Annotated in this window: 10 protein-coding genes and 1 pseudogene; 6 read left to right on the top strand and 5 right to left on the bottom strand. The window is 69.0% G+C overall.

Translation table 11 applies throughout. From position 1 onward, the window contains the following. Positions 1 to 44 precede the first annotated feature (44 nt). Positions 45 to 2,831 (bottom strand): M4 family metallopeptidase, encoded by a 2,787-nt coding sequence (locus AMK10_RS19620; RefSeq protein WP_198959754.1) that lies wholly within the window; start codon positions 2,829 to 2,831, stop codon positions 45 to 47. A 220-nt stretch (positions 2,832 to 3,051) separates the two neighbouring features. Between AMK10_RS19620 and AMK10_RS19625 the strand changes: the two are divergent. Continuing rightward, positions 3,052 to 4,061: pseudogene (locus AMK10_RS19625) on the top strand (LuxR family transcriptional regulator). A gap of 11 nt (positions 4,062 to 4,072) precedes the next feature. On the opposite strand, the gene aztA reads toward AMK10_RS19625, so the two are convergent. Continuing rightward, positions 4,073 to 4,816, bottom strand: a complete 744-nt coding sequence (gene aztA, locus AMK10_RS19630; RefSeq protein ID WP_073749094.1) for a zinc ABC transporter ATP-binding protein AztA — start codon at positions 4,814 to 4,816, stop codon at positions 4,073 to 4,075. Positions 4,817 to 4,830: 14 nt separating this feature from the next. Here aztA and aztB point away from each other — a divergent pair, with 14 nt between their 5' ends. The 4 genes from aztB (at position 4,831) to aztD (ending at position 9,222) form a co-directional block, all read left to right on the top strand. After that, complete coding sequence (gene aztB, locus AMK10_RS19635) at positions 4,831 to 5,721, top strand: zinc ABC transporter permease AztB (protein ID WP_073749095.1); 891 nt, start codon at positions 4,831 to 4,833, stop codon at positions 5,719 to 5,721. Between the two features lie 28 nt (positions 5,722 to 5,749). Beyond that, entirely contained in the window at positions 5,750 to 6,970 is a 1,221-nt protein-coding gene (locus AMK10_RS19640) for a hypothetical protein (protein WP_107428447.1), read from the top strand. Then, complete coding sequence (aztC, locus tag AMK10_RS19645) at positions 6,967 to 7,926, top strand: zinc ABC transporter substrate-binding protein AztC (RefSeq protein ID WP_073749097.1); 960 nt, start codon at positions 6,967 to 6,969, stop codon at positions 7,924 to 7,926. Before AMK10_RS19640 ends, aztC begins: the two co-directional genes overlap by 4 nt. A 93-nt stretch (positions 7,927 to 8,019) precedes the next feature. Further along, complete coding sequence (gene aztD / locus AMK10_RS19650) at positions 8,020 to 9,222, top strand: zinc metallochaperone AztD (protein ID WP_073749098.1); 1,203 nt, start codon at positions 8,020 to 8,022, stop codon at positions 9,220 to 9,222. 120 nt (positions 9,223 to 9,342) lie between these two features. Here aztD and AMK10_RS19655 read toward each other — a convergent pair whose 3' ends face one another. From AMK10_RS19655 to AMK10_RS19665, 3 genes are read right to left on the bottom strand one after another with little or no spacing between them, the layout of a single operon-like run. Next, complete coding sequence (locus AMK10_RS19655; RefSeq protein WP_073749357.1) at positions 9,343 to 10,218, bottom strand: sulfurtransferase; 876 nt, start codon at positions 10,216 to 10,218, stop codon at positions 9,343 to 9,345. Positions 10,219 to 10,241: 23 nt separating this feature from the next. Continuing rightward, positions 10,242 to 10,676 (bottom strand): OsmC family protein, encoded by a 435-nt coding sequence (locus AMK10_RS19660; RefSeq protein WP_158070881.1) that lies wholly within the window; start codon positions 10,674 to 10,676, stop codon positions 10,242 to 10,244. A gap of 16 nt (positions 10,677 to 10,692) precedes the next feature. Beyond that, positions 10,693 to 11,118: a transposase gene (locus AMK10_RS19665; RefSeq protein ID WP_073749100.1), complete on the bottom strand. Its 426-nt coding sequence runs from the start codon at positions 11,116 to 11,118 to the stop codon at positions 10,693 to 10,695. Positions 11,119 to 11,472: 354 nt separating this feature from the next. On the opposite strand from AMK10_RS19665, the gene AMK10_RS19670 reads away from it, so the two are divergent. After that, positions 11,473 to 13,095, top strand: a complete 1,623-nt coding sequence (locus AMK10_RS19670) for an ABC transporter substrate-binding protein (protein WP_158070882.1) — start codon at positions 11,473 to 11,475, stop codon at positions 13,093 to 13,095. Positions 13,096 to 13,097 lie beyond the last annotated feature (2 nt).

Raw genomic sequence — 13,097 nt, forward strand, 5'->3', positions numbered from 1 at the left:
GGGCTCCCCGAAGCCCGGCCGCCTCTCCCGTGGTCAGTTCCCGATCAGCAGGTGCCCGCCGGGCGGTCGCGCTTCACGAGGTTGGTGTAACCGGTCGTACCGTCCAGCCACAGGACCCGCCGGCCCTCGTCCGCCGCGCCGAACACCTGGTCACCCCGGTTGCAGGACATGCGCTGGGCGCCACCCTTGCCGTCGGGCGCGATCTGGTAGAGCTTCGGCAGCGTCTCGTTGGCCCACCATGTGGCCGGGGGCAGCGTGGTGACGGTGACGGCGTCGTTCGAAGCGGTCAGCGAGTAGGCGTACAGCGAGTCGTCGCCGGCCTCCGGGGTGACGGTGACCGGGTTCGTGCCGTCGAAGTCCGCCCGGCGTACCGCGGCCTGGCCGCTGTCGGTGATGTCGTCGTCCTCGATCCAGAAGACGCCGTCGTCGGTCACGGCCGTCTGGCCGACACCTCCCACCTCGGTCGGGTCGACGGGCATCAGCGTGCTCTTGCCCGTGGCGGTGTCGAGGACCTCGATGCCGAGCTTGTAGCCGTCCTTCTCGGGCCACAGCTTCGCGTAGGCGATCTTGCCGTCGTGGACCGAGGCAAGGGCGGTGGAGCTGATCGGGTTGGCGAACAGCTCCTTGGTCTGCGACGTCCGGATGTCGATGTAGCGGCCCTGCGTCATCCCGGTGCTCGGGTTGACGTAGGTGTAGACGAGGTAGTTCCCGTCGATGGCCACCGAGTTGACGTTGGCGCCGACGCCGCCGACGACCTTGTCGAGGCCGCCCTTGACGGGGCGCACGTGGAAGCTCACAGCTGTCGGGCCGTACTCGGCCCACGCGACGTTCGTGCCGTCGGTGTCCGCGTACACGTTGTAGTTGCCGTTGTTGGGGCTGACCAGCTGCGGCTGGCCCTTGCCGCTGGTGTTGCCGACCCAGACCGAGTAGGGCTCGCTGCCCTCCTCGTTGGAACGGGAGACGGCGTACTTGCCGCCACCCGCGCCCAGGCCCGTGCCCGCGATGTTGTTCCTGGTCATCAGGGTGTCGGTGTCGACACCGAGTGCCTTCTCCCAGCCGGGCACGATGCCGTGCGCGTCGAAGGAGCGCGTCACGATCTTCAGCTGGGCCTTGGTGGCACCGAGCTCCTTCGCCGCTGCGATGACCGCGGCTCGGCCCTCCGTGAAGCCGTCCAGGGGCGTCATGTACGCGGACAGGGCGCGGTAGACGATCTGGTCGGCCAACTCCGCGCCGAGGTCCTGGCGCATGTCCCAGAGGGCGCCGGAGAAGATCGTGGAGTTGAGGTGTACACCGCCGTTGTCACCGCGGTAGGTGGTGCCGATGAAGTTCTTCGACGTGGTGGCGCCGTCGTTGAGGTCGCGCAGGGCGCACTCACGCGGGCTGAGGGTGGTGCACAGGTCCTCACCGAGGAGGCCGGCGTCCGGGTCGTCCATCGACTGGTGATTGGCCTCCAGGTCGATCGCGTTGCCGAAGTAGTCGGCGATGGCCTCGTTCATGGCGCCTGACTGGCCCGCGTAGACCAGGTTCGCGGTGTGGGTGACGACACCGTGGGTCATCTCGTGGCCGACGACATCGGTGTCGGCGGAGAAGGTGCGGTAGTCGCCACCGCCCTGGCCGTACACCATCTTGGAGCCGTCCCAGAAGGCGTTGTTGTACGGCTGGCCGTTGCTGACGACTCCGACCAGGGAGTAGATGAAGCCGTCCTTGCCGTCGAGGCTGTTCCGGCCGAAGTGGTTCTTGTAGTAGTCGTAGACCTTGCCCGCAGCCCAGTGGGCGTCCACGGCACCGGAGTCGGTGTAGTCCTCGCCCAATTCGGGGGAGGAGGGGCGGAAGGTCTTGATACCGCTGGGCCAGGCGCCGGACGCGGTGTAGGCCTCGCGGCCACGCGCGTCGTAGGTCGCGATCATGGGACCCGCGTACGGGGAGTCGGCCGCCCGCTTGCTGTAGTCGATCGTCTGAAGGGCACCCGTGGTGTCCTTGTACAGGTTGATGTCGACCTTGTCGCCGTTGTAGCGGACGCCGCTGCCCTTGACGACGAGCTGGTCGGCGGCTGCGGTGGAGGCGTCGGCGGGTGCCGCCGCGCCCTCCGTGGCGCCGGATGCCGTGTTCGTGGCGCCGAACGTCTGGATGCCGCTGTACTGCATGACCGGGAAGCCGGAGTGCGCGTCGATGTACACCTCCTGCTGGACCGGCGAACCGTCGGCCGGGTTGGTGCCCGTGACGGTGATGTGCCGGGTCAGCACGCCGGTGCCCTGCGGAAGTACGGTCACGGCACCCGCCGTGCCGGACAGCTCGATCTTGCCGGGCTTCTCACCCTTGGCCGGCGCCCGCAGCAGGTCCTGGCCCAGATGCGAGGAGACGGCGCCGATCGCCCGCTCGATCGCGGTCTTCTCGGAGACCTTCGGCGTCACCGTGTCGAGCTTGAGCTCGGTGAAGTAGCTGCCGGACGTGCCGGTGACGGTGCGCTTCCCGTCCTTCTTGGTCATTCGGACCAGGTACTGGCCGCCGAGAACCTCGACACCCTTGTACTTCTGCTGGAGGCGGACCGTCTCCTTGCCGCCCTTCCCGGTCGTGGTCCCGGCCGAGGCCAGGTCCTTCGCCGAGGTGTCCGTGATGTGGTAGCGGCTCTTCTTGGCCTTGAGGTGACCGCGGGCCGCGTCCACAGCGGTGCCGGTGGCCGTTGTCTCCTCGTTCAGTCCGGTGACGAGCGACGGAGTCTCGGTCTCGGCACCCGGCGTCACCTCGGACGAGGCGGACGCGGTGGCGCTGTCCGCGTGGGCGGCCGGTATCGCCGTCATCAACAGGCCCGCGGCCGCCAGCACTGCGGCCATGCCCTGGCCGACGATCACGTTGCCGGACCCCTGTCCTGCTCTGGCTGATCTTCTGCGCACTGAACTCCGCACGGTGCACCTCCGGTGCCACTGCTGCATGAACGAATATCGGATAGGCACATGCAAGTACCGGGACAGGGATGTGAACAATGCGTTCCGGGTGCGCACTTGTGGACGTCCACACTTGTGTGGCCTGCATTGACAGGTGAGAATCCAGCCAGTGGGGCTGACTGGGTGGGACACGCAATGGCAGGCGCTCGGGCTCGGAGCGGACGAACTCCGGGTGTACGAAGCGCTGCTCGACGCACCCGGACACAGCTCCCGCACCGCGCTCGCCCACTCTCTCGGGCTGACCGTGCGCCGGGTCACGGACGCGCTCGACCAGCTTGTCGAGCACAGCTTCACCCACCCGGCCCGAGAGGCCTCCGGGCTGCCCGTCGCCGTGGCCCCCGCCACCGCGCTGCGTAACCTGATCCACTTGCGGCAGGCGGAACTGCTGCACAGATCAGCCGAGTTGGAGGAGCTCACCGGGTCGGTCGACCGGATCGCCGCCCAGCTGCTCAGCTCCGTGAACGCCCCCCCCGTGCCACCGGCATCGAGACGGTCCGCGGCGGTGCTGCGATCGCCGCGCGGGTGGCCTCTCTGCTGGTGTCGGCGAGTGAAGAGGTGGCACTTCTCGACCGGCCGCCCTACGCGGCCAGCCAGCCGGACGGAATGCCGGCGCCCCTCGACGTGGCCGAACCCGTCCGACGCGGTGTGCGGGTGCGTGTCGCGGTCGATCGCGAGGGGCTGAGCTTCCAGGGGCGCGCCCGGGGGCTGGGCGATCTGGCCGTGCAGGGTGTCCAGATTCGGGTGGGAACGGATCTGCCGACGAAACTGATCATGGTGGACCGGCGGGTGACTCTGCTGCCGCCGACCGACGCGGCAGATCCGACGGCCTCCGCACTGGTGGTGAGCGACTCGCTCCTGAGCAACGCGCTGGTGCCCCTGTTCGAGATGGTCTGGGAGCGGGCCGTACCCATAGGGTCCGTCGACCGGATCACGGACGAGGACCGGGAACTGCTGACCATGCTCGCCTCCGGCCTGAAGGACGAGGCGATGGCCCGGCGACTCGACATCCACGTGCACACGGTCCGCCGCCGCATCACCCGCCTGATGCAGGCCCTGAACGCGGAGACCAGATTCCAGGCCGGGGTGCAGGCGGCGCTGCGGGGCTGGCTGACGGCGTAAGGGCGGGCGGTTCAGGCCGGCTGCCAGATCCGTGACAGGGCTTCGGTGGTGAGTACCTGATCCGGTGGGCCCTGTCCGGCCAGCCGTCCGTCACTGAGGAGCAGGCAGGCGTCCGCCGAGCGGGCGGCATCGAGATCGTGCGTGGCCTGGACGACGGTCGTGCCGTCGGCGACCAGGTCGGTCAGCAGGGCAGTGATCCGCCGGCGCGCCTCGGGGTCGAGCCCGGTGGTCGGCTCGTCCAGGAGCAGGAGGTCGGACTGCTGGGCCAGGCCCTGGGCTATCAGGACGCGCTGACGCTGCCCACCGGACAACTCACCGAGCTGGCGGGCGGACAGGTCGGCGACGCCCAGTCGTTCCATGGCGGAGTCGACCACGGCCCGGTCCCCGCGGGTCAGCCACCGCCACGGCCCTCGCTCGCCCCAGCGCCCCATCTCCACCGTCTGCCGTGCCGTGAGGGGGAGCGTGTCGCCGACGGCGCCGCGCTGCGGGACGAAGGCGGGAGGGCGTCCTTCTGTGTATCGGACCTGCCCTGATGTGGCCTCGATCACGCCGGCGAGGACTCCGAGCAGGGTGGACTTCCCGCTGCCGTTCGGTCCGACGAGCGCTGTCATGGCCAAGGCCGGTATGCGCGCGCTGAGTTGACGGAGTACCGGGCGGCCGGGGTAGCCCGCGTCCAGGTCGCTGATTCGAACGCGATCGTTCCCGGGCTCGTCGGCGGGCGAGGCGAGGGGGTTGTTTATGAACATGATTTTCATTGTAGTGTCCTCGCATGGAGTGGTTGACGGCCCCCTTCGAGGTGGCTTTTGTGCAGCGGGCCCTGTGGGCCGGGATTCTCGTATCGGCGATATGCGCCCTCGCGGGCACGTGGGTGGTGCTCCGGGGAATGGCGTTCCTCGGTGACGCCATGTCCCACGGTCTGCTGCCGGGCGTCGCGGTCGCCGCGCTGCTCGGGGGCAACCTGCTGGTGGGGGCGTTGGTGAGCGCGGCGGTCATGACAGCCGGTGTCACCGCCCTCGGCCGCACCCGCCGGCTCTCCCAGGACACCGGCATCGGCCTGCTGTTCGTGGGGATGCTGTCCCTCGGCGTCATCATCGTGTCGCGCTCGCAGTCCTTCGCCGTGGACCTCACCGGCTTCCTCTTCGGAGACGTCCTGGCCGTGCGCGAGAGCGACTTGATGCTCCTCGGTGTCGCGCTGCTGCTGGCCGTGCTCGTCTCGGCGCTCGGCCATCGGGCCTTTCTGGCCCTGGCGTTCGACGATCGCAAGGCCCGGACGCTCGGCTTGCGTCCGCGGCTGGCGCATGCCGTACTGCTGGGCCTCCTGGCGCTCGCCATCGTCGCCTCGTTCCACATCGTAGGAACGCTGCTGGTTCTCGGTCTGCTCATCGCCCCGCCGGCGGCGGCCCTGCCCTGGGCCCGTGGCGTGAGCGGCGTCATGGCCCTGGCGGCGGTCCTCGGTGCGGTGGCCACCTTCGGCGGGCTGTTGCTCTCCTGGCACCTGAGCACCGCGGCCGGCGCGACCGTCTCGGCTCTGGCGGTCAGCCTCTTCTTCCTGTCCCACCTGGCATCAGGCTTCCGCTACCGCCGCCGTGCGCACCGCGACGCTCTCCCCGCCCGCACCGTCACCCCGGACGCCCCCACGACCCGACCGAACGAAATCTGAGGCGATCTCCTTGCCCGTCCGAAAAGACATGACATCCCTGGCCGCGGTACTGGTGGCAGCGACCCTGCTCACAGCGGGCTGCGCGGGCCGTACCGACCCCAAGTCCGGCTCTCGGGAACCGGCTTCTCCCGTCGTACCCCATGGCTATGTCGAGGGTGCCAGCGAGGCGGCCGAGCAGCAGTCCAGGCTTGTTCTCGGTGACCTCGGCACCGGTGACACACGGGTGCTGGACCTGACCACCGGCAAGGCCCACGAGACGGAACGCAGAGAGGGAGTCACCGGCCTCACGACGGACGGGCGCTTCGGCTACTTCCACGGCGCGGCCGGCACCCACGTCCTCGACAGCGGCGCGTGGACGGTCGACCACGGAGACCACGTGCACTACTACCGCGCGAAGATCCAGGAGGCCGGCGAACTGCCGGGCGGCGCCGGTACGAGCGTCCGCAGCGACGCGGGCGTGACAGTGGCCACGGCAGCGGACGGAAAAGCGGACGTGTACCCCCGTGAGGATCTGGAGAAGGGCGAGCCCGGCACCCCCGACCGACTCCCGGGCGTCCATGCCGGAGCCGTCGTGCCGTACGCGGAACACCTGATCACTCTCACGCACGACGGCGACGGCCCCGCCGGTGTCGCAGTGCTCGACCGGTCGGGCAGGAGTGTCGCCGCCCCGGAGTCCGTGTGCGAGGACCCGGCGGGGGACGCGGTCACCCGGCGGGGGGTCGTCTTCGGCTGTGCCGACGGCGCCCTGCTCGTCGGAGAGGACGACGGCACCTTCACCGCCGAGAAGATCCCGTACGGCGAGGCCGTGCCGAAGGCCGAACGGGCCACGGATTTCCGGCAGCGTCCGGGCAGCGCCACGCTCACGGCACGCGCGGGGAAGAACGCCGTCTGGATCCTGGACGTCACCGAGCGCGCCTGGGCCCGGGTCGCAACCGGTCCCGTGGTCGCCGCCAACACCGCCGGTGAGGGCAGTCCGTTGGTCGTCCTGGAGACGGACGGAGCACTGCACGGCTACGACATAGCCACCGGTAAGGAGACCGCGGTCACCGGACGTCTGCTGAAGGACATTCCGACGGGCGCCACCGGAAAGGCCGCGGAACCGGTGATCGAGGTCGACCGGAGCCGGGCCTACCTCAACGACCCATCGGGCAAGCGTGTGTACGAGGTCGACTACAACGACGGTCTCCGTGTCGCCCGCACGTTCGACCTGGACATCCAGCCGTCCCTCATGGTGGAGACGGGCCGATGAGCGTACGTGTGGGAGCCGCCCGGGTCCGCGCCCTGCTGCTGACCCTGGTCACCTTCTGCGTCGTCGCCACCACGGCCACGGCCTGCGCGCCCGGTGACGAGCGGGCCAGGGTCGTGGTGACGACCAACATCCTCGGCGACATCACCCGGGAGATCGTCGGGGACGAGGCGGACGTCAGCGTTCTGATGAAACCCAACGCCGACCCGCACTCCTTCGGACTGTCGGCCGTACAGGCCGCCGAGCTGGAGAACGCCGACCTGGTCGTCCACAACGGCCTGGGCCTGGAGGCGAACGTACTACGGCACGTGGAGGCAGCCCGCGCATCGGGTGTGGCCACCTTCGCTGCCGGCGAGGCGGCCGACCCCCTCACCTTCCGCGCCGGCGAGGAGGGCGGCTCCGACGACGAGGCCGGCGAGCCGGATCCGCACTTCTGGACCGATCCCGACCGCGTGCGCAAGGTGGCCGGCCTCATCGCCGATCAGGTCGTGGAACACGTCGACGGTGTTAACGAGAAGACCGTCCGGGGCAACGCCGCACACTACGACGAGCAACTCGCCGGGCTCACCACGTGGATGGAGAAGTCCTTCGCGGACATCCCCGACGGGCACCGCGCCCTGGTGACCAACCACCACGTCTTCGGATATCTGGCCGACCGCTTCGGCTTCCGCGTGATCGGCGCGGTCATTCCCAGCGGCACGACACTCGCCTCACCCAGCTCCTCCGATCTGCGCTCCCTCACCCAGGCCATGGAGAAGGCCAAGGTGCGGACCCTCTTCGCCGACTCCTCCCAGCCCACCCGGCTCGCCGACGTCCTGCGCCAGGAGACGGGCGGTGACGTCCAGGTCGTCCCGCTGTACTCCGAGTCGCTGACCGAAAGGGGCAAGGGCGCCGGCACCTACCTGGAAATGATGCGCGCCAACACCTCGGCCATCGCCCAGGGGCTCACCAGGGCCTGAACGACCCTCCTCCGCCACCCGGCCCCGCCAGGGGCCGACGACGCTCCCACCCGGAAAACCGCCCCCCACGGGGCAGGAAAGGAAACAACCTCAATGAACAAGCCGACGCGCGCCAGAATGCTCACCGGCACAGCACTCGCTCTGGCGGCCTCGATGGCGCTGACCGCCTGTGGCGGCAAAGACGACGCCTCGTCCGGCGCAAAGCCGACGCAGCAGGCGAAGAACAGCGAAGCCGGCACCGTCAAGGACCCGCTGGTCGCCTCCTACGACGGGGGGCTGTACGTCCTCGACGGCGAGACGCTGAAGCTGGCGAAGACCATCGAGCTGCCCGGCTTCAACCGGGTCAACCCCGCAGGCGACCAGGACCACGTCGTCATCTCCACCGACACCGGCTTCCGCACGTTCGACGCGACCCGGCAGACCTTCACGGATGCCGAGTTCGAGGGCCCGAAGCCGGGTCACGTCGTGCGGCACGGTGGCAGGACGATCCTCTTCACGGACGGTACGGGGGAGGTGAACGTCTTCGACCCCGCCGACCTGGCCGGCGGCAAGAAGCCGGAAGGCCGGAGCTACACCTCCGCCGAACCGCACCACGGTGTCGCCATCGAGCTCGCCGGCGGTGAACTCGTCACCACCCTGGGCACCGAGGAGAAGCGCACCGGCGCCCTCGTCCTGGACAAGGACGACAAGGAGATCGCACGCGCCGAGAACTGCCCGGGCGTACACGGCGAAGCCGCCGCCAAGGGTGAGGTGGTCGGGCTCGGTTGCGAGGACGGCGTACTGCTCTACAAGGACGGGAAGTTCACCAAGGTCGACGCCCCGGGTGACTACGCTCGCATCGGCAACCAGGCGGGCAGCGATGTCTCCCCGGTCCTTCTGGGCGACTACAAGACCGATCCCGACGCGGAACTGGAACGCCCCACCCGCATATCGCTGATCGACACCCGCACGGCGCAGATGAAGCTGGTCGACCTCGGCACCAGCTACTCCTTCCGCTCACTCGCCCGAGGCCCGCACGGAGAGGCCCTCGTCCTCGGCACCAACGGTGTCCTCCACGTCATCGACCCGGAGACCGGGAAGGTGGACAAGAAGATCGACGCGGTGGGCGACTGGACGGAGCCCCTGGACTGGCAGCAGGCCAGGCCCACCCTGTTCGTCCGTGACCACACGGCCTACGTCTCCGACCCGGGCCAGCGCCAACTGCACGCCTATGACATCGAGTCGGGAGAGAAGCTGTCGTCCGTGACGCTGCCGAAGGGAACCAACGAACTGTCCGGGACGGTGGCCGGTCACTGACCAGCCCTGGTGAGCCCTCCTGATGGAACGCCCGTCGGATCTGTGCCGACGGGCGTTCCGTGCTGCCCGGGCCGAACCGTCAAGCGAGCTCCGACATGGCGGCACGACCTCCGTATCCCCCTACGCGCAGTCGGTGTCGACGGCCGCCGAACGGGTCAGCGCCGTGCCGCGCTCGACGGGCAGGGATTCGTCGCGTGACCAGGCCGACCATGAGTCCACGAACAGGCCCACCTGCTGTCCGAGCAGGGCTCCGGCGAACACCAGCAGCGCACTGGACACACCGCCGCCGCAGTAGGCGCCGACCTCGTGGCCGCCTATGGCCCGTCGGGACAGGAACCACTTGCGTATCTCTGTCGGCGACCTGAGCAGTCCGTCGGGAGCCACGAGTTCGGCCGAGTTGGCGTGGACCGCGTGCGGGACGTGGCCGGTCCTCGGGTCGTCCGTAGCGCCGTTGTACGCGCTGACGGGGCGCGAGTCGAGGAGCGTGCCGAAGTCCGCGACGTCGAGGACCTCCGCAGCCCGGAGCACGCGTCGGCCGCCGTCCGGGGGAAGGAGGGGAGGCGCGGCCGGCGAGCCGTCTGCCGACGGGGCGGTCGGCGGCGTCCCACGCGGGGGGCCCGTCGGGCCGCCGGCACGCGACCAGGCGGGCAGACCGCCGTCCAGGACGCGCACCGAACGGAAGCCCGCCCAGGTGAGGACGAACCAGGCGCGCGCGGCGGACGACAGTTCCTCGATGCGGCGCGTGTAGAGGACGAGGTCGTCGGCGGCCCCGACGCCGTGGGCCAGCAGGCCCGCGTGCACGGCACCCTGCTCCGGCAGGGGAAGGTGCCCGCTGCTTGCCGTCGGACGGCCGGCGAAGTCGGTCCTGACCGAGGTCAGGACGGCACCGGGGATGCTTCCCGCGATCGGATCCGGTCCTGGTGCCATCACCCGCCAGGGAGCGACCTCGATGAACACCGAGTGCGCCCGTCGGGCGTGAGCCGTCCGGGCGCTCACGAGGTGCGAGGGTTCGGCCGCCGTCACCCCGGGTGTCCCGAGGTGTGCGGGACGAACACCACCGGGAGGCTCTCCTTGAGGGCGTTGTAGATACGGCACCGCTTCTTGTACTCGGAGACGAGTTCATCGGCCGTGACGTGGTCGACCCCGTCGATGAAGCACTCCATGATGAGCGTGCCGAGATAGTCGCCCTCGATCTTGCGCTCGATACGGGCGAAGATCTCGACCTGGCGCTCAGGCTGGCCGCCTTCGAGGAAGTCGTGCCGGAACGCGTTGAGCGCACAGGAGACCAGGGAGGCGACCAGGAGGTCGAGCGAGCTCGCCTCCTCACCAGGGCCCCCGCTGCGCACCGACCCGTCCGACGCGATCTCGAATCCGGGCCCGGCGATGGCGTAACGGCCGCGGACGTCGGTGGTCCGCCCGTGCAGGTTGCTCACCACGGTCACTCTGTCGTTCACCTCGGGAAGTCTAGGTTCAGGGGGCGTGGCGGACCGTGGCGTCCGGGATCTGGACACCCCTCGTGGTGGCGTCCCGCAGCTGGTCGGCCAGCAGCGAGACGACGCGAGTCAGGGACCGGTTGTCCTCCTCCAGTACGGCGATGTGGTGCTCCAGTTCCGCGATCCTGGCGTGCAGGTCGCTCTGGCTCGTTCTGCGATCCGGGCGGTCGGCCGGTGCGGTGCCGGGGTCCCGGCCGTCTCCGTGGCCATCGGCGGAGTCGTAGTCGTAGCTGCCGTCGTCGTAACGGGCGAGCCATTTGCGCAAGGACTGCGGGCCGACCTCGAACTCCTCGGCGACCTCGCGGACGATCGAGCGGTTCTCCGGCTCGGTGAGCCGCCTCTGCCGGACGCGCTCGACCGCGCTCTGCCGGACCTCGTCGCTGTACTTCTTGTCGAACACCATGCCGGTTTCCCCGTTCAGGAGACTGCAACATTGTCGTCACGATACTTACTGCGTGCCCGTGTAAACATATCGGCTACGAGGTGGTCGTATCCAGCCGCTACCACGTGACATCCTCGCCCCTCCCGTCCGGGTGGCGCCCTGCAACGGCCTGAACTGCAAAGACTCTTAGGCCGAGGGGTGGTGATGCGCAGTTGTGCGTATCGCGGGGATGTGAGAAGCGGGCCGTGATACCGGAAGTTCTATGTATCACTGCCGCATCTGCGCCCAAAGTACGTACAACTTCGTAGCGCTGCCGGTCGAGGACCGTGCGGCCGCTACCGCTCGCTCCTGAGCCGATCGAGAGGAAAACAAGCCGTGTTCAGTTCACGTCCGTGGCGCCGGCTCGCCACAGTGGGGATCGCGTCGGCGCTTCTCGCGACCACCGCCTGCTCGGGGAGCGATGGGCAGAGTGACGCAGCCGCCGGCGTGGCCAAGAAGGACCGCTACGGAGGCACGCTCAACATCGGCCTCAGCGCCGACCCCGGAGGCGTCGACGCCGCCGTCGTCAACCAGGTGTGGCGCACCGTGGCCCGGTCGCTGGCCGATTCCCTCGTGTTCTACAACCCCGAGACCAAGAAGGTCGAGCCCTGGCTCGCCACCAGCTGGACGGTCAGCGAGGACGCGCGGACGTATGCGTTCGAGCTGCGTGACGACGTGACCTTCCACGACGGCACCGAACTCACCGCGGAGGTGGTCAAGGCCAACCTGGAGAGTCTGAACAGGCCCGGCATCCACTCCAGCGCCAAGACCATCGTGCAGGGCATCAGCAAGATCACGACGCCGACGGAGCACCGGATCACCGTCGAGTTCGCCGAGCCCAACGCCGCCTTCCTGACGTCCCTGTCCCGTGCGTACGTCGGCATCGTCTCGCAGAAGACGGCGGAACTCCCGGTCGAGGAACGGCAGAAGTGGCTGGACGGCTCCGGTCCCTTCTATCTGGAGGAGTACGTCCCCAACCAGCGCATCGTGCTGAAGAAGCGCAAGGACTACGACTGGGCGCCGACGTACTTCAAACACAGCGGCGCGGCCTACCTCGACGAGGTGGTCTACAAGATCATCCCGGAGGACTCGGTCCGCAACGGCGCGGTCATCGGTGACGACGAGCTCCAGTTCATCTACTGGGTGAACGCCAAGTACGTCTCGCAGCTGAAGAGCTCCGGGCTGACGATCTCCAAGACGCTCAACCCCGCGACCGGGCTCGAACTGCCGCTGAACACCTCCTCCAAGTTCCTCAAGGACGTACGGGTCCGCCAGGCGCTTCAGGTGGGGGTGGACCGGGAGCAGTTCGTCAAGATCGCCTCGGGTGGGGTGGACCAGCCCGCGACCGGTCCGCTGAGCAAGGACAACCCCTACTACTCCGACCAGAGCGCGCTGCTGAAGTACGACGCCAAGAAGGCGAAGTCACTCCTGGAGCAGGCCGGCTGGACCGAGGTCGGCTCCGACGGCATCCGTCGCGACGCCGACGGTCAGCGGCTGTCGCTGCGCGCCCCGCGCGACGACGCGGCCCTGCAGGTACTCCAGGACCAGTGGAAGAAGCTCGGCATCGAGCTCGTCCTCGACCCGCCGCTGGACGCCGAGGCGAACGAGAAGCTGCTCAGCGGTGAGTACGACGTCGCCTACTGGTACGCCTCCTCGCCCGACCCCGACGTGCTGCGTGCCAACTACGGCACGACGGACGGCTCCGACCGGAGCTTCGTCGCGGACGACGACGAGACGGGCAAGGAACTCGACAGGCTCCTCCAGGAGCAGAACCAGACGATCGACAAGGACAAGCGTCAGGAACTGGTCGACCAGGCGTCCCGCATACTCGTCGGGCAGGCCTACGAGGTGCCCGTCTCCAACGACGTCGACATCTGGGCCCACTCGCCCCGGCTGCACGACATCACACCCGTGGGGCTCGACCAGTACCTGATCAATGCCTGGCTGGCGAAGAAGTAGAC

It is taken from the genome of Streptomyces sp. CB02058 (assembly GCF_001905505.1).
In the GTDB taxonomy this organism is placed as follows: Bacteria; Actinomycetota; Actinomycetes; order Streptomycetales; family Streptomycetaceae; genus Streptomyces.